This is a genomic window from Photorhabdus sp. S10-54 (assembly GCF_963878145.1).
Classification (GTDB): Bacteria; Pseudomonadota; Gammaproteobacteria; order Enterobacterales; family Enterobacteriaceae; genus Photorhabdus; species Photorhabdus kayaii.
Window position 1 is genome coordinate 168,025 of record NZ_CAWNXG010000001.1, and the last position, 18,283, is coordinate 186,307.

Here is an 18,283-nt window from a genome sequence, read left to right on the forward strand (position 1 = left end):
TGGACCTCCATTGACGGGGATTTAACCGTTTTGTAAATAAAAGCCATCATTATTTCTTAGCCAGAAAAGGGGCTGTATATAGGATAGTTGATATCCAGATGATTGCGGTGATAAACATAACAATCATTCTGGTGAAACGCCAATAAAATGGCTTTGGAGGTATATCAGTGGGAATAGGTAATTTAGTATTTTGGGGTTGACGATTATCTGGTTCGTTATCTTGAAATGGCAGGATAAAACGATAACCTTGTCGGTATACTGTGTGTATGGCTTCACCTAGATCACAATAGCGTAATGTGCGGCGTAACTTACAGATTAATTGCAATAAATTGGTTTCTGCTACTCCATTTTTGCGTTCAGGCCAAACCAGAGGGATAAGTTGTTCCCGGTTTAATGTATTCCCTTGTGAGGCATGTTCCCACAGTGCGAGTAGCAGGCGTTTCTCTTTTTCTGTAATGATAAATATATTTTTACCATGAATTATTTTGTTTGAGTCACAGTCTAAATAAACATCTCTAGTTATTTTCAACATAACGCATTCTCTGCCTCTGTTTAGTGTTTGTCTATTCTCTATAGCCAGGAGGGCTCAATTAGGCTTATGCCTGTTAGAATTTATATAGCTTCTGCATGAGTAATGCAAGAAAATAAATGATTTAAAAATTTTTATTTTATTTTTTCATATGGGTTATTTTTCTGTTTTTTATTAAGAAGTAAAACTAATAATAACTAACTATTAGTTTTATTTATACTTGCAATGATTCTAACTCTATTGTCCATGACGTGATGGAAGATTTAGAAATATAGATAAAATATTTTTAGGTATTATTTGTGGTTTATAAACTCGTTTTGTGAAAATTGATAAATAGGTGTCTACAAACAATAACCCTATTAGTTGAATGATATTATTTATCATATTGAATTATAAGTAAAAATAGAGATAAAAATAATTATTTTTTATTTTTAACTTTTATTTGGCGGTATTGAGGTATTACTGTTTCGATGAATAGTTTAAAGCTCCAACAGTGTGATGTTTATCACGTATTAACTTACGTTAGTCAGTAGTCAGATCGCCTCATTCTTGAATGAGGGTTTGGATATTAAAGCACGGTGAATACACAAGTAAGGCATTAGGCATGATACCTAAGGGCGGTAGCGTACCTAAAATGATGTGTATTCTAACCCGGTTATGAATTTAACTCTTAAGGAAATAACAATGTCTACAACTGCCGATCAAATTGCTGTTCAATACCCCATTCCAACTCACCGTTTTGTCGTGACCGTTGGTGATGAGCAAATGTCTTTCCAAAGTGTATCGGGATTAGATATTAGCTATGACACCATTGAATATCGTGATGGAATTGGTAATTGGTTACAAATGCCCGGTCAGCGTCAGAGGCCAACAATTACCTTGAAGCGCGGTATTTTTAAAGGGCAATCTAAATTGTACGATTGGATTAATTCTATTTCGCTTAATCAGATAGAGAAGAAAGATATTTCTATTAGTCTCACCGATGAAACAGGTTCAAATTTGCTAATTACTTGGAATATTGCTAATGCTTTCCCAGAAAAACTGACGGCACCCAGTTTTGATGCTACCAGTAATGAAGTTGCGGTGCAGGAAATGAGTTTGAAAGCCGATCGGGTGACTGTTGAATTTCATTAATATACTGTTTGGTGTCAGGAATAATCTGACATATCAATTCAATGCAGTACTGTTTAAAGGCGAATATTATGACAATTAGTACAACTTATCCGGGTGTCTATATTGAAGAAGATGCTTCATTGGCGCTTTCTGTTCGTACAAGTGCAACGGCGGTTCCTATTTTTGCGGTTGCAGATACTAATAAATTTTTATTCACAGATGCTCATCTTCGTATCAGTAGTTGGCTGGATTATTTGACACGAAAAGGTGAGCAATTTAATCCTGATGATAAGCTTGATATTTCACTACGGGCCTATTTTATTAACGGTGGTGGATATTGCTATCTCGTGAAAATTAAAGACTTAGTAGGCCAAGTTCCAACACTGGATGATGTCACATTGTTGGTTGCTGCTGGAGAAAATATTACTACCGCTGTAGCGGAACTTTGCAAACCGGGTAAAGGATTATTTGCTATTTTTGATGGTCCAGACGTTGATATCGCGAAAGAGAAAGAAGATGGCGCTTCTAAACCTAAACACCGAAACGATACCACTAACATAAAAGAACCAGAAAATATACTCGACTCTTATCCTTCTACCCCCTATGGCGCGGTTTACTATCCTTGGCTGACCGCTGAATGGGGGGAAAATAAAACGCTTGTTGATATTCCACCCAGTGCGGTGATGGCCGGTATTTATGCCAGTGTTGATAACAACCGAGGTGTTTGGCAAGCACCTGCTAACGTAGCTATTCAAGGAGGACTACAGCCTAAATACCCGGTGACAGACGACCTGCAAGGACAATATAACCAAGGTAAGGCACTGAATATGATCCGTAACTTCCCTAAAAGCGGCACATTGGTTTGGGGAGCTCGCACGCTTGAGGACAGCGATAATTGGCGTTACATCCCGGTTCGCCGCCTGTTTAACAGTGCGGAGCGAGACATTAAAAATGCTATGAGTTTTGCGGTTTTTGAACCTAATAGCCAACCTACTTGGGAAGCTGTGCGTCGGGCTATTGATAATTATCTTTATTCTCTTTGGCAACAAGGTGGATTGGTAGGAAATAAAGCTGATCAGGCTTATTTTGTTCAAATAGGTAAAAATATCACTATGACTGATGACGAGATTAAACAGGGCAAAATGATTGTCAAAGTGGGTATGGCGGCGGTTCGTCCAGCCGAGTTTATTATCTTGCAGTTTACGCAGAGCGTCGCACAATAATTGGAGGCCATATGCCAATAACACCAACTTATCCGGGCGTCTATATTGAAGAAGATGCATCACTGGCGCTTTCTATTAGTCAAGGGAACACGGCAATCCCTGTTTTTATTGGCCGCTTCTCACCTAAGAAAACCAGCTCAACGCCACAAGTGACACGGGTTAGTAGCTGGTTGGATTTCACTAACCTATTTCATGTAGGTTGTGTTATGTCGATAGCTATCAAATCAACACCTCCATCTCCCCCTCCGCCTGTCCCTAAAAAATCTAAAAAAGTTGAAGGTGATATATCAGTTGAAAATAATGAAGTAGTTAATGACGATACAAATGGAAAAGAAGAAGAAAAAACCGATTACACTTACAAGGTGGAAGTTAACTACACGACAAGCAGTGATGCTTTAAAACTTTATTTCCAAAATGGCGGTGGACCTTGCTATATCTTGCCAATTGCTGATTCAAAAGATGCTAAAACTCTGGCTTTAATCCCTGAGTTAATTGAGCAGGCTTTAGAAATTACCTTGATCGTCTGTTCTGAACAGGATTCTGGTTATCAGAGTCAGATATATAACAGCCTGACATCTTCATTATTGAATGCCGGCTATTTCCTTATCGCTGATAACCAAGATAAAGCAACCGCCATCAGTGTTAACTCGCCTTCACAAACCGCAACGTATTATCCAGCGGTGAAAGTCTCACAGCCTATGCAAACGGAAGAGAGTCTTGTAGTTGTTTCAGGTTATCAGGATGCAGAAAAAAACAGGGTTACCAATCTGACGGAACTCAAAGAGAAAAACCCGGATGTTTATCAGCAAGCTATTTATGCAATACAAAATATAAATAGAATGATTCCCGCCAGTGCAGTGATGGCTGGTGTTTATTGTGCCATTGATACCCGTCGTGGTGTCTGGAAAGCGCCGGCTAATGTTGTTTTGAATGGCATTAGTGATGTAGAAGAACGGCTCACCGAAGATGAGCAAGGTACCATGAATCAAAAAGGTATCAATGCTATCCGCTATTTCAATAATCGAGGGTTTGTCGTGTGGGGCTCACGTACCCTGAAAGATGATGACAACTGGCGCTATATTCCGGTACGGCGTCTATTTAATGCGGCGGAACGGGATATCAAACAGGCCATGCGATTTGCCGTCTTTGAGCCCAATAGCCAACCGACTTGGGAGCGAGTAAGGTCAGCCATTGACAACTATCTCCACCAACTCTGGCAGCAAGGGGCACTGGTTGGCAATAGTCCACAGGAAGCCTATTTTGTGCAAATTGGCCAAGGTATCACCATGTCCGAGAGCGATATTAGGCAAGGAAGAATGATCGTCAAGGTTGGGATGGCGGCGGTCTGTCCGGCTGAATTTATTATCCTGCAATTTTCGCAAAAAGTAGCACAGTAACCATACTGGGGCGCGGTTTGCCGCGCCTGTCCTGTAGAGGAAACGATAATGGAAATAAAACAGCCTGGCGTCACAGTAACGGAGAACCTAATATCCCAGAAGCCAGATGATGCATTTGTTGGTATACCGGTTTTTATTGGTTATATTCCAAGAAGGGCGGGCAATAAAACCGCGGTTAAATTGAACAGCCTGACCGATTTTACCCTAACATTTCGAGAGTCAGGATTAATGTACTACTCTGTACGTCACTTTTTTGAAAATGGCGGCCAACAAACCTATGTATTGTCGCTAGACTCTCCACTGAACGATTTTCAATCATTGATCACCGCACTGCAACAGGATTGGCTTAAACAGGTGATTGCCGCAGAGAGTGCTATCACGCTGATTGTAGTCCCTGATGTTGTCCGCTTTAGTCAGATGAGTGAATCCGGTGCCAACATAGATCTTTGGCTACAGTTTTGGCAATCAGTACTCAACCTTTGCAAGAGTCGGCGCGGCATCATGGGATTGCTGGATGCCCCGGATGATCCGGTACTGGCCGCTACATGTTTAGAGCAGTTTTCCTCAAGTGATCGGCAATGGGGCGCGGTATATTGGCCGGGATTGAAAACCACATACCAAGAAAGTGGTAAACATATCATCCTTTCGCCTACCGCTGCGGTGGCGGCTGTTATCCAGCGTAATGATAATCAGCAAGATATCTGGACCGCGCCAGCCAACGTAGTGCTAGCTAAGGTAGTCAGCCCGGTACGCTCTTTTATTGAAGCTGATGCGCTCTTTAATCAGCATGGCGCTTCGTTGAATTTGGTTCGCAGCTTCCCCGGCAAAGGGATTAAAGTTTGGGGATGCCGAACTCTGGACAACATCTCAGGTTCTCCCTGGCGTTATATCCAAACTCGCCGCTTGGTCTCCTATATCGAAGCCCATCTCACCCGATTAGGCCGGGCTTTTGTTTTCGAACCTAACAACGCTATCACCTGGATGAAACTTAAAGGCCAAACTTACAACTGGTTGCATCAATTGTGGCTGAAAGGTGGACTGTTAGGTACCCAAGAGGACCGAGCGTTTGACATATTACTCGGTGTTAACGAATCAATGAGTGAAGAGGATCAGCGGGCCGGGAAAATGATCATGAAAATCAAACTGGCTCTGCTCATTCCGGCGGAATTTATTGAGCTGAGTCTGACGTTTGATACGCGTACCGGGACCACGGGATTAAATTAAACAGGGGCAAAATATGCACAATCTATATACCCCATCAGTATCACACCGTTTTATCGCCAGTTTTCTGTTTAACAATATTCCCAGTCCACTTGATATTGCTTTTCAGCGCATATCGGGGCTCAGCCGTGAACTGCAAACCACCCAACACAGCCAGGGCGGGGAAAATGCCAGAAATATTTGGCTGGCCGAGAAGATCCAGCACGGCAGTTTGGTACTGGAACGTGGTGTTATGACGATTACACCGCTGACTCTGATATTTGATCGTGTCTTGCGTGGAGAAAAAGCGGTTTATGCTGATGTGGTCATTATGTTGCTGAATGAAAGTTTTTTACCTGTGGCAAGTTGGACCGTAAGTAACGCGTTACCGGTTCGTTGGTCTACCGGTGATTTTGATGCCAATAGCAATGCTGTTTTGGTCAATTCCCTGGAGTTACGTTATCAGGATATGCGCTGGTTAGGAGTGAAAGCATGACTGTAGAAATTAAAGAACTGATTATTCAGGCTAAAGTTACCGATTCTGCGGGTGATTTATCATCTCCGCGAACATTAGCCCAAGAAGCATTGGATGACGCTCGCCTGATTGATAGGGTGAAACGGGAGGTGTTAGAGGCATTACGTGAGACAGGGGGCCATTATGAGCTTAATTGAACGCAGCCTATCCAAACTCACACTGACGGCTTTTAAAGATCGGGAAGGTAAAATCTTGGTGGGCAGTTTACCGGTGATGTATAACCCTGATGCGATCCAGCTCAATTATCAAGCCAATTATAAAAACGATGAAAGTATTACCCATGCTCACCAAAGCAACCACTATGTGTCGTCTCAGCCTGCGGGCCTATCGTTAGATCTACTGTTTGATGTCTCTATGCCCGGCAACAATACGCCGATAGAAACCCAACTGACGACCTTGAAAACCCTCTGTGCCGTTGATGCCGGTACCAAAGTTCCACACTTTCTTAAAATCAAATGGGGCAAAATGCGTTGGGAAAAAAAAGGCTATTTTGCCTGCCGGGCCAGTGGTCTTAGTATTCATTACACCTTGTTTGACCGAGATGCCACGCCGTTGCGGGCAATTGCCACTTTATCGCTGGTGGCGGATGAGAGCTTTGTTATTCAGACCACTGAACAACAGTTAAAATCGCCGCCAGCCACTGCGGTTAGTGTAACCGATATGCTCTCTCTGCCATTGATTGCACTGGGTGCTGGCGCTGCGCTAGCGGGTGGTATCGATTATCTTTCGCTGGCTTGGCAAAACGATCTGGATAATCTTGATGATTTCACGCCGGGACAAACGCTACAAGCACGGAGGAAGGCATGAAGATACCTCCGATTGCGATTAAGATAGGCGGCAAAACGCTCAATCAGTTTACGGTTATCAGCTTGTCAGTAAATTACCCTATCAATGGCATTCCTTCGGCTAATGTCACTTTGGCTATCATCGGTGATACCAACCATATTTTTGATGCCAAGGCGCAAGCTGAGTTGGCGGGTTGCCGCCCGAATCATGAACTTATTGTGCAGATACAAAAAAATGTGTTGTTTAAAGGGATCATCGTCCGGCAGACACTGAGGCTTAAAGGTCAGGACAGTCTAGTGATTCTGACGGTAAAACATCCATTGCAAAAATTAACCCATAGTTTCCGCTCGCAGCTATTCAGTAAACAGAGTGATGAGGCGATTATCAAGAAGCTATTCAGCCAAGCCGGTGTGCCTGTCACGATAAAACAGGCGCCTCAACTTAAAACGGTACATGAGCAAATGGTGCAGTTTCGTTGCAATGATTGGACATTCTTAAAAAGCCGATTTACTGCTACGAATACCTGGCTGCTCCCCGGCCATGATACCGTTACGTTGGTAACACCGGAATCACTTAATCAGTCAACCGTACACACCATTCGCCAGCGCGGTGACCACCAGAGTGTTGTGCTGTTTGAAGCCAATCTGCAATGGGATAATCAGCGCAGCCCTAAAACAGTAAGTGTGCAGTCTTGGGACATTAGCCAACAAAAATTGTCTCAGGCGATTCAGGCAAAAAATTGTGGCTTTGGTCGCGGTCAACTTGCTACGGACAGTTTGAAATCGCTGACCGATCAAGAGTGGCAATGGATTTTCAGCTATCCATTGGATAATGAACAAACCAAACAATTTACTCAAAGCATCATGGGTAATCGGCGAAGCCATAATGTATCCGGCAGTTTTGAAGTCGAAGGGGATGATCGTTATTGGCCGGGTGATGTTTTGGCGTTGACTGGCTTCGGGCAAGGGATGGATGGTCAGGCGATTATCACCGGTGTCAGCCAGACCATCAACCAGCGGCAAGGTTGGCGTACCCGGTTAACGTTAGGCGTGCAATCAGATGTAGAACAGGCTGTACCGCCGGTTAAAGAGTTACATGTTGGTATCGTGGAAAAATGCCAACCAGACAGCCAGTCTCTGGATCGTATTCCAGTTAAAGTACCAGCCTTAAGCTTAACCGGCGGCACACTTTTTGCCCGCTTAGGTAAACCTTATGCCAGTCATGAAAGCGGATTCTGTTTTTACCCTGAAGCGGGGGATGAGGTGATAATCGGTTTCTTTGAATGTGATCCCCGTTTTCCGGTGATATTAGGCGCTATGCATAATCCCAAAAACAAATCCCCGTTAGAACCGAGTGAAAAAAATCAAATAAAAACATTAGTGATTAAACAGGGGGAAAATCAGCAGGCGTTAATCTTCGATAATAAAGAGCAGACGCTCGCATTTAATAGTGGAAAAAATATTTTATCTCTGCAACAGGATAAAGATATCATGTTTAATTCTGCTAAAAATCTAATAGCTAATGCACAGGAAATTAATATCCGGGCTGAAAAATCCCTGTCAGCCGCTGGAAAATCTGGTGTTGATATTAAAGGTGCGAAAATTAATTTAACACAATAATAGGGTAGTGAAATGGCAGACAAAATATTAGCCGATATTTATGGTCGGGGTTGGGCATTTCCGCCTCAATTTTCTTCTCAGACTGGAATCATCATGGCGGAAGGGGCAGAACATGTTCGTCAGAGTATGAAAATTCTTTTTCTGACGGAGACTGGCGAGCGGATTATGCGTGAAGATTATGGTTGTGGCTTGAATGATTATCTGTTTGAAAATATCAGTGATGAATTAATGGCGCGTATTCAAACGCATATTGAAGAGCGAGTATTACGTTATGAATCCCGCGCGGAAATTACTGAAATTCAGGTGAATCAAAAAATGGATTGGCCTAATACTCTGCATATTCAGGTGAGCTATGTCCTGAGAGGTAGCGAAATTAGCCAGCAAATTGAAGGTATTCTTGAGGTTGGTGAAGGAGAGGTGATCTTATGAGCAAACAACTGGTGGTTGATGGCGACACTTTACTATTCGAACCCTTGTTCGGTAATCGGCAAGTCACCATTCTAGGGCCGGCAATCATCCGGGGCAGCGGTTACGCCAAAATCCAAGGTAAAAAGATCGTGATGGTGGGTGATGAAAAAAAGGTCCAATTTCAGGCGCAATATATTACTCCAAGCCACCCGGTGCCCGGCATGGGTGTGGTCACCATTGCTCAATTGGATGTCAGCCAGCAGGTAAATTTTTGTTGTAGCCCTGCCACGGTGATTGTTGTTGGGCAGCAATTTATTGCCCGTTTTACCCCATCACAGCCGGCAAATAACCCATCGAGTGGCCCGGATATAACAGCACCCAGTATGGGTAAAGGCCGATTTATTGCCAGTCAATATGCTGTCAGTGCTGGATAAATAACTTTTAAATAACAATGATCTCCTGAAAATATATTAAAGTTATATTCAAATAACAGGTGGTATAAATATGGGACTGACCGGATTAACGAGTAAACTTACCGCTATGGTATCGGATACTACTTTTAAACTTGATGAAAGAAGTACGCTGGATATATTAAATTGGATTCAGGAATATACGGAAAAAATCCCTTTTGATCAAGATAAAGAAAAATTCTGGCATAGCTTCTACTTTATTCAGGAAAATCATCCTCGGCAATTAGCGGATATTTACCAAAATGTGAATAAAGCCAATGGCCTTTTACCAGCGCATCAGGCTTTCTTACTGGCTTTTTTAAAACTATTAGAAACCACTAAAATATTATTCAATACCTTTCCGGCACGTCATCGTGATCTTTATTATCGGGAATTATTAGGTTTAACGCCGAGAAGTGCCCAAGCGGATCGGGTGGCGATAGGTATTACCTTGAATCCTGATCGTGTTGAATATTTTATTCCGAAAGGAACTCTCTTTGATGCCGGACATGATAGCGCTGGCAATCCATTACAGTATGTGTCCGAGTTGAATGTATTGGCAAACCAAGGAGAATTAACCGACCTGCGTTGGTATCGAAAAGAGGGGGATGGCTGGAAATCGGCAATACTACTAAATCTTGCAGATAACATTGAATTTCCTGAAAACGGTATTCGTCTTTTTAGCCCAACGCCTAATGATGTTTCGGTTCTGTCTGGCTACTTAATTACTTCGCCTTTATTTACGATGTCAGCGGGAGAGCGCACGATTAAAGTTACATTAGACAGCGAGTGGGCGGGGGATTCTAATCAAGTCACCGCTCAGATTAGCTCGGGAGATCACTGGCTTTCACTATTAGTAGAAAAAGAAAAGTCTAACCTCAAACTCAGCTTATCAGCTAACGATGACCTCATTAGCCCGCCTAATGCTTTAGATAATATGACGTTTGACGTACCGGTACTAAAACTGAGCACCAAACAGGGACCGATGTTGCCGAAGATTAAAGACATCGAGATCAACATCAACATTAACGGCAACCGTAGTATGTACTATGCGTCTGATAGCGGTATTGAACAAACGAATGCGACTAGCTTTCCTTTTGGTCAATCACCGTTATTAGGCTCTGGTTTTAATCTGGTTGCCCCTGAATGGTATAACTCCGAAAACGCGACCTTGACGATTACCCCTCAATGGGTAGGATTGCCTCAACAAAACTTTTTAAAATGGTATGAGGGATATGAGACCAAGCCCGATAATAGTGCATTTAAAGTACAGGGTTACTTAGTCACGCCTCAAAAGAGAGAAAAGCTTAATGAAGCGCAATCATTATTCAGTGGAAAGGAGAAACCACAAGGACAAAGCTTAAAATTTACCTTGCCAACGATGAGTTTTCCCCTTACAGACAGCTCGAATCCCAATGATTGGCCTGCATCCGTGCGTATAGAATTGGCCGGACAGGATTTTATGCATACCCAATACTGGAAAGATCCCAAAGATAAAAATTTACCCTATACCCCACAAATCAGTGCGTTGCAGATTCAATTCAGTGCTAAAGCTAAACCTGAGCAATTTGCGGTTTATCCTCTGACGCCTTTTGGCTGGGGTGAAGCAGCAGCAGAAACGTCGGCATTCACCCATGAGGCATTCTATTTAGGTTTTACCGGAGTACTACTGGGGCAAACTTTATCTCTTTATTGGCAATTAGAAGGTATTAAGAAGCTCACTTTATCCTGGTTTTATCTCAACAAGTGCAATACTTGGAGTAAATTGGATAAATTCGTTGACGATCAAACCGGTAACCTGTTCGACCGGGGTATCTGGCGCACTTTATTGCCACAAGATGCCTCAAATCAGGCCGCCCTGATGCCGTCAGGGCGGTACTGGCTGAAAGCCGAGATAACGGATAAGACTGATCCCCAAGATTACCCACGTATTAAAGGTTTGCTGTATAACGCTACCACTGTCACCTTAGCTAACGCAGAAGCTGTTGAACAGGAACATTTTATTGATGGATTGGCCGTTGGCAGCATAAAACAGCCGGCAAACACTATTCCGGTAAACACTATTCCGGCAAACACTATTGCTGCAATCAGCGGTGTTACGCAACCTTGGGCTTCCTGGAACGGTCGCCCGCAAGAAACTGAGCAAGCCTTCTTAAAACGAATTCCTGTCCGGCTGTCCCATCGTAACCGAGTGTTGAGTTGGGGGAACATGGTCACCTTACTAAAAGATCATTTTGTTAGCCTACTTGATGTCAGACACCATTCAGGCAGTAAATTAACCACCATCCCGGCGCCGGAAAAGCAACAATTGATAGTCATCCCAGACAGCCGTTACAAGGATAACGACGATGCATTACGCCCAGCACTGAACCCGGCGCGATTGGCCGAGATGGTCGAATGGTTAAGTCGATTAAGTAGCCCTTGGGTAACCATTGAAATCAACAATCCTACTTATGTTGACGTTAATGTGGATTACCAAGTGACCTTTATCTCAGGCATTAATTCTGACTACGGCTATCACCAGCTACAACAGCAATTAAGCCGAACGTATATGCCGTGGGGAGAGAATCCGGCTATCGGTGTGACGATGGGTAACCACATTGACTACTACCAGTTATTAGCCACCATCCAACAATCCCCTTTGGTAGAACGCGTCACCAATTTAAGCATAACAATAGTTAACCGAGTTACGGGTGCCGTGGGTACAAATATCGAAGCTAATGATAATGAAGTGTTGATTTTAGTCTGGTCAGATAAACATTCCTCAAATAAGGAGTTAATCAATGAGTCATCAGGATGCTCTGTTTCCCGTTGTTAAAGACGATATTGCCTTTGATACCTTACTTGCTCAGGCTAAGGCTGTTATTGAGCAACAGTCTGGTCAATTTTGGAGTGATATGAGTGAAAGTGATCCCGGTATCACCTTATTAGAAGCCTGTTGTTATGGTGCATCGGATTTAGCTTACCGTCATTCGCTGCCGCTTTTAGATCTTCTGACGCCCAGAAAGGAGCAACAGACACCCGGCGACGGTATTTTCCCCCAGGAGTTTGGTCCGCAACAGATGCTGACTTGTGGTCCAATTACGTTGGCGGATTATCGCCGGGCGTTGCTGGACTTGCATAGTGACAACACGGTTGATGGTTACTTTTTATTTAATGATGTACTACTGGTATGTGAACCTAACGATCAACGCTATACATACTGGTATAGCAAAAAGGAACGTGAATACAGATTTACTCAAATCGCAAATTCAGATAGTAAACAGTTAACATTAAGAGGAAATTATTGGCTTTATTTGCTCCCAGGCCGGGAAACTCAGATCGATAATAAGTTGGCTCAGGAGAAACTTAACGTTTTCCTGAAAAATAATCGTAATTTAGGAGAATGGGTGAATCGGGTTATCTGGTTAGAACCTGTTGATTTACCATTGAAGATTGATATTCAGCTTGATAATGATGTTAAAGATATCGCTGACGTATTTGCTCAAATTTATATGACAGCGGAACAAACGGTGCTGGAAAAGCCGCTACGTTATACCACCCAGACAATGAAAGAGATGGGTTACAATAATGAAGAAATTTTTGACGGGCCTTATTTACATCACGGTTGGATACCTGAATTACCACCGATCAAAGATTACAGTGGTGCGACGATATTAAATTTAAGCCATTTGGTTAACCAATTATTGGCTATCAAGGGAGTTCAAAGTATTATTCGGCTGGAATTAGATGAAAATAAAGATAATAAGAAAATTATTTCTCCACTACTGCAAGATAATTGGTCTTGGCAAATTGCGAAAGGATATTATCCAAGACTATGGGGTGATGATCCCTTGGGATTGATTACCTCACCAGACAGCCCATTGACTCTTATTGCCAAAGGTGGTGTGAAAGTTGTAGTTTCTAGAGAAGAGATAAAGAAGAATATCATTACAGAACCACTGATTAATATACAACCAGAATTATTAAACTGGGGTAAGCACCGTAAAGTGTTGGATTATTATCCGGTAAGTAATAAATTACCGGCTTGTTATGGATTGCAAACTAATAAACATACCTTACAACAACTACAGTTACATCAATTTATTCTGCCTTTTGAACAAATATTAGCTAACGGTTGCGCAGAACTTGCCTTATTGCCAAAACTATTGGCTTTTAAACAACGAGGAAATAAGGTATATGGTGCACAATGGCCTTTTAAGGTTAATACTGTCAGTCAGAATGTTCATCAGGAGATAATGCCTGACTTAATTAAGAAACTGAATGATGATGTGCAAATTGATAATGATGATGGCATCCATGAACGAAATTATGCAAAAGAGCTGGCTATTCTTGAATATCTGTTAGGCTATTTTGGTACACAGCGAGCAGCCAGACCACTTATTCTCAATCGACAGGATTTTCTATCCACTCAGCGCGGTTACTTGGCTCAACAACCAGAGTTGGCCTACCATCGTAATAATATTCGCATTGATAAAGTATCCGCGCTACAAAAACGAATTGCAGCTCGGTTAGGCTTGGGAAGAAAATGTTTTAGTGAACCGCCTGATTTGGCTGATCTTCCTTTCTATTTAATTGAGCATCGCCGGTTGTTACCCGTGAAACCTGATGAGGCATTCAACAGTGAACAAACACCTGATAATCTGGAAATTAAAAATCATCCTGATTCTAAAAACCATCATTTAATTATTATTCAGCAAAGTACAGCAGGGCGGTTATTACACGGTCAGATGATTAACTTGATTATTAAAGGCGAAAACGGATTTACATTGCGGGGCCAAGTGATCACTGAGATTACAGAAAAATCATTTTATCTTGACACCCATAACAGTGTTGCTTTGGAACACAATTTAAACATAGTGCAACAGGCATTTACTGACAAAAAACTATGTTGGCAAAATAGCCCGGTGTGGTTGGAAGATATGGATTATCAACTGGTTTATGCCGATGAAATACATCAAAAAAATAAAGAAGACGATGAACTCTGGATCACATCTAGTCCCCAAAGCCCTTTTCCTGCTATGATCAAAGAAGGGGATGAAATCACACTAAAATATAAAATTACCCCTTATGAACCAGCCAAAAAAATATCTGCTGATATGAATTCTCCATCTGACTATATGCTTAAAGCGTTGGTAAAAAAATTCGATCGTATTAAGGGTAAGATATTAATTAAACGAGGTAAAAATACCAAACCTTTCCCAGAAAAGGAAAATGCATGGCGTTATCGTTGGTATTTCTCTAGTGCAGAATACGCGTATACTGATCGTTTTTCATTTGTCGTCAGCGTAGTCATTAATCGCCAGTTAATTGAGAATAACAACGTTGATCATCATGGACTGGAATCGTGGGTAAAAACTGAGATTTTAGCTGAATTTCCTGCTCATGTTTCCATGATTATTCATTGGTTATCACCGGATCATTTCAGGAATTTTGCCAGTACCTATAAGCGTTGGCAAAATAATGGTTCTGCTTTAGGGGATGAAGCATACCATATTTTAGAAGTGTTAACGTTAGGTCGTCTGCCTTCCGAATTAACAGGTATAGGGAATATGAGAATTGCCACTGAACAACAGAGAATTGAGGTCATTAGTGAATCTGAAACAGAATGGAATTCTAAATTTATTGAGAGTAATCAGTTGCTGTATGTACCAAAAGTTAAAGATAATATTTATCATGACAAAGACAAAGGTTGATTTATAAGTAAAGAGAGATGTTTGTTGTATTATTAAATTCATTATCTTTAATTATTACTATACCCAATGGATTTCAAGATGGATTGCGACGGCAAGGGAGCGAATCCCCGGGAGCATAGATAACTATGTGACCGGGGTGAGTGAGTGCAGCCAACAAGAGACAACTTGAAAGATAACGGGTATATGTTATTAGAATAGACGAATATATAAGGTGATAAAAATGGAAAAGAAGCACGATTTGTCCAATTCAGAGAGTAATCAAGAAAATACTAATAATAAAGTAGAAAACCCCTCAGCAGATGATGTAAAAAAACGCTTTAAAGCAGGCAGTATTCCATTGCAAACTGATTATGAATATTTAATTGATATTGCTGATATTGGCCGTAAAGCAGTCGGGAAAGCGCCACAACAAAATGGACCAGGAACAGGATTGAAACTAGATAGTAATGGTACGCTTAATTTAAAAATAGGTCCTATCTCCAGTAAAGACTTTTCTCCATTAATGTTAAAAGATGATATTTTATCTGTAGATCTTGGTAGTGGTCTGATTAATAAAGACAATGGAATATCTATCGGTCAAGGTAATGGTATAGTTGTAAATACAGATGATATCGCTGTCAAGGCTGCTAATGGTATTACTGTTGATGGCAATGGTGTTTCAGTTAAAGCTGGTGATGGTATTTCGGTTAGTGGAAAGGGAGTCGAAGTTAAGGCCAAGAATAATGGCAGTATTTCCGTTGATTCAGATGGTATTGCTGTTAAATGTTGGGACGGGGGCGGTATTGTGGTAACTGATAATACTGGTCTTTATTTAAAATTAGAAGGAGGAAATACAAGTAATGCTTGGAGCGGTGTAAGTGGTTTGAGCCTGAGTAAAAATGGTGTAAAAGTTAAAGCAGGTAAAGGTATCACTGTTAATTCAGATGGTGTAGGTGTTAATGTCGAAGAAATTGCTTCAGCACTCGCTAATTTAATTATTCCCGCAGGAACAATTGTGCCATTTTATAGTAATAAACCTGTACCTAATGGTTGGGTATTGTGTGATGGAAAAAATGGTACACCTAATTTAAATGGTGATAGTGAGAAAGGTCAAGCAAGCTGGGGTATTAGTTTGATTTCAGGTGGTAATAAAATAGAAACTAATTTTTGGCATTTAGAGTATGGAAAACATGTGAGGGCAAATGTATATTTTATGAGATATATTATGAAGTCATAAATATAAATGATGTCACTAATCAGTTAAACAATGATGATATTTTTACAACATATACCCAATGGATTTCAAGATGGATCGCGACGGCAAGGGAGCGAATCCCCGGGAGCATAGAGAACTATGTGACCGGGGTGAGTGAGTGCAGCCAAACAAAGAGGCAACTTGAAAGATAACGGGTATAGATTATTCGTATCTATTGTAGTAGTTAATTACAAGGGGAAATTAATATGGTTTTAGAGAAAAATAGGTTAAATCAGATCAATATTGCTATCGAAGCTAATAATCAACAGGTAGCTAGAAAAGTATTACATGGTTCTCTGCTTAATCAAGTCAATGTGCGTAAATTACTTAATTTATACTTTAATAAACATGTTGTTAATCAAGATATCTATTTAGAGAAATTAACGTTGAATCTTGGTGAAATTAATTCACATGACTTTAATTCATTATTTCCTACTCGGCTTAATATGGAGTTGAGTAAAGCATTGAATCGATATCATGGAGATAATAAGGAAAAAACACTCACAGAAGAACCAATAATATTCCAAAATATCCATAATCCCTCTTTATTAGATAGTAATTATTTATCCGATATCGAGGAATTTATCCAGTACATATATCAAAAAGATATTAAATTAGATCCAGAAAAGGCAATGGAAGATAATGGGAATATTAATATCAAAACTTTAATTAACCAATTAATGGGAATGGAGAGCAATTTAACATTATTATTGGCAAAAAGCTGCCTATCTGAGCATGGTTTGCAGCGACTTTTAGCTATCAGTCAACCTGCTTTATTAACTGCGATTAATCACAAATTGTTGGAGGATATAGATAAATCTCAGCATCAAGGAAAGATAATTTCTTCTTGGCAATTGGTATTGAATGCCTTGGGATATATACAGCGACATAATACGCAGAAAATACCTAAACCAGATATGAAAGTGATGTCATATATCATGGCTGAACTTGATAGCAGTATGCTTGATATTGTGCCTATTATTACATTATTTCGCCAAAATATAGTCGCTGAAAGTGCCTTATTAAATGCATGGTTGAAGCTGCTTTGGCAAATAGAATTGATTCCAAAACTGTGCAAAAAACACCTCTCCATTCAGGAATATGAAGATTTAGTTAATCGCTTTAGTTGTGAAGATCAGATTATTAGAGAACACACTTTACAACAAGCAGTCGCAGTTAATTTTTTGTTGACTGAATTATTACAGAGATTAGCGACGGAGACTCAGAAAATTTTACCGTCATTAAATCATCATCAGCTTTCATTAATAGCGGCAACAATTCAGAAGGGGGAAATCAAAACAGAAAATATTCTCCAGTTATTGCAACATCCAGCGTTATATAACCAAACAGGTACAGCTTGGTTAGCATCACTGTGGCAATTAAGTTCTGTTTCACAACTCTGTAAAAAACATCTCTCTGCTGAGGAATATCGCGATCTATCACAACGCTTTATTCCAAACAATGCAAATCAAAAATTAATTTTGCAAGATCAGCCAATATTATTAACACCAGATAACTTGTGCATTAAAGACAATAATTATAGCCAACGTCGAGCAATTAATAGACCATGTTCTGAGCCGGGTTTATTGCCGCCAGATCAAATCAGTAATGCTGGAATATTAATTCTATGGCCGATGTTACCCGTATTATTTAATCAACTAGGTCTAGTTGAAGAGAAAAATTTTATCCATCATCAAGCTCAATTTAGGGCGGTTGATTCTCTGGATTATCTTATTTGGAGAAGTGAAGAGACGCAGGTAGGAAGAAAAATATTGAATAACGTTCTGTGTGGGTTAATGATTGATGAAGAGACACAATCAATTTCTATTGAACCAGAAAAACAGTTGATAATAGAACAATGGTTAGATGCGATTATTGCTCAACTTCCGGGTTGGAAAAAACTGAGTCATAATGATGTCCGTCAACTGTTTTTACAGCGGCCGGGTGAATTACTGATAGATGAACAGGAAATAAAAATTACAATACAACATCAGCCATTTGATCTATTATTAACCGACTGGCCGTGGCCGTTAAATATCGCCAAACTTCCCTGGCTAAATCTTCCTTTGCAGATTGACTGGCAAAACATTTAAA

The 18,283-nt window shown here is 40.8% G+C and carries 15 protein-coding genes; 14 read left to right on the forward strand and 1 reads right to left on the reverse strand.

Features of this window, described 5'->3' with window-relative positions; genetic code table 11:
- Positions 1–49: 49 nt before the first annotated feature.
- Positions 50–532: a winged helix-turn-helix domain-containing protein gene (locus tag AACQ83_RS00830; protein WP_240000664.1), complete on the reverse strand. Its 483-nt coding sequence runs from the start codon at positions 530–532 to the stop codon at positions 50–52.
- A 681-nt stretch (positions 533–1,213) separates the two neighbouring features.
- On the opposite strand from AACQ83_RS00830, the gene AACQ83_RS00835 reads away from it, so the two are divergent.
- From AACQ83_RS00835 to AACQ83_RS00900, 14 genes are all read left to right on the forward strand, one after another.
- The gene (locus tag AACQ83_RS00835; RefSeq protein WP_112875832.1) at positions 1,214–1,663 is read left to right on the forward strand and encodes a phage tail protein; all 450 of its coding nucleotides are present in this window, start codon (positions 1,214–1,216) and stop codon (positions 1,661–1,663) included.
- Between the two features lie 68 nt (positions 1,664–1,731).
- Complete coding sequence (locus AACQ83_RS00840; RefSeq protein WP_112875833.1) at positions 1,732–2,865, forward strand: phage tail sheath family protein; 1,134 nt, start codon at positions 1,732–1,734, stop codon at positions 2,863–2,865.
- Between the two features lie 11 nt (positions 2,866–2,876).
- A complete protein-coding gene (locus AACQ83_RS00845; protein WP_112875834.1) occupies positions 2,877–4,262 on the forward strand; it encodes a phage tail sheath family protein in 1,386 nt (461 codons plus the stop codon).
- A gap of 48 nt (positions 4,263–4,310) precedes the next feature.
- Entirely contained in the window at positions 4,311–5,486 is a 1,176-nt protein-coding gene (locus tag AACQ83_RS00850) for a phage tail sheath family protein (protein WP_112875835.1), read from the forward strand.
- Between the two features lie 13 nt (positions 5,487–5,499).
- On the forward strand, positions 5,500–5,958 hold the full coding sequence (locus AACQ83_RS00855) for a phage tail protein (RefSeq protein WP_112875836.1): 459 nt from the start codon (positions 5,500–5,502) through the stop codon (positions 5,956–5,958).
- A complete protein-coding gene (locus AACQ83_RS00860) occupies positions 5,955–6,134 on the forward strand; it encodes a DUF5908 family protein (protein WP_112875837.1) in 180 nt (59 codons plus the stop codon). Before AACQ83_RS00855 ends, AACQ83_RS00860 begins: the two co-directional genes overlap by 4 nt.
- Positions 6,121–6,804 (forward strand): CIS tube protein, encoded by a 684-nt coding sequence (locus tag AACQ83_RS00865; RefSeq protein ID WP_112875838.1) that lies wholly within the window; start codon positions 6,121–6,123, stop codon positions 6,802–6,804. Before AACQ83_RS00860 ends, AACQ83_RS00865 begins: the two co-directional genes overlap by 14 nt.
- Positions 6,801–8,402 carry a phage baseplate assembly protein V gene (locus AACQ83_RS00870; RefSeq protein ID WP_112875839.1) on the forward strand — a complete coding sequence of 534 codons (1,602 nt, stop codon included), beginning with the start codon at positions 6,801–6,803 and terminating at the stop codon, positions 8,400–8,402. The genes AACQ83_RS00865 and AACQ83_RS00870 overlap by 4 nt, the downstream gene beginning before the upstream one ends.
- Positions 8,403–8,414: 12 nt before the next feature.
- A complete protein-coding gene (locus AACQ83_RS00875) occupies positions 8,415–8,831 on the forward strand; it encodes a GPW/gp25 family protein (RefSeq protein WP_112875840.1) in 417 nt (138 codons plus the stop codon).
- Positions 8,828–9,244 carry a hypothetical protein gene (locus AACQ83_RS00880; protein ID WP_112875841.1) on the forward strand — a complete coding sequence of 139 codons (417 nt, stop codon included), beginning with the start codon at positions 8,828–8,830 and terminating at the stop codon, positions 9,242–9,244. The genes AACQ83_RS00875 and AACQ83_RS00880 overlap by 4 nt, the downstream gene beginning before the upstream one ends.
- A gap of 70 nt (positions 9,245–9,314) precedes the next feature.
- Positions 9,315–12,077, forward strand: a complete 2,763-nt coding sequence (locus tag AACQ83_RS00885; protein ID WP_112875842.1) for a hypothetical protein — start codon at positions 9,315–9,317, stop codon at positions 12,075–12,077.
- Positions 12,043–14,955 carry a hypothetical protein gene (locus AACQ83_RS00890; protein WP_112875843.1) on the forward strand — a complete coding sequence of 971 codons (2,913 nt, stop codon included), beginning with the start codon at positions 12,043–12,045 and terminating at the stop codon, positions 14,953–14,955. Before AACQ83_RS00885 ends, AACQ83_RS00890 begins: the two co-directional genes overlap by 35 nt.
- A 220-nt stretch (positions 14,956–15,175) precedes the next feature.
- A complete protein-coding gene (locus AACQ83_RS00895; protein ID WP_112875844.1) occupies positions 15,176–16,171 on the forward strand; it encodes a tail fiber protein in 996 nt (331 codons plus the stop codon).
- 224 nt (positions 16,172–16,395) lie between these two features.
- Positions 16,396–18,282, forward strand: coding sequence for a contractile injection system tape measure protein (locus tag AACQ83_RS00900; RefSeq protein ID WP_112875845.1), 1,887 nt, complete (start codon positions 16,396–16,398; stop codon positions 18,280–18,282).
- Position 18,283 lies beyond the last annotated feature (1 nt).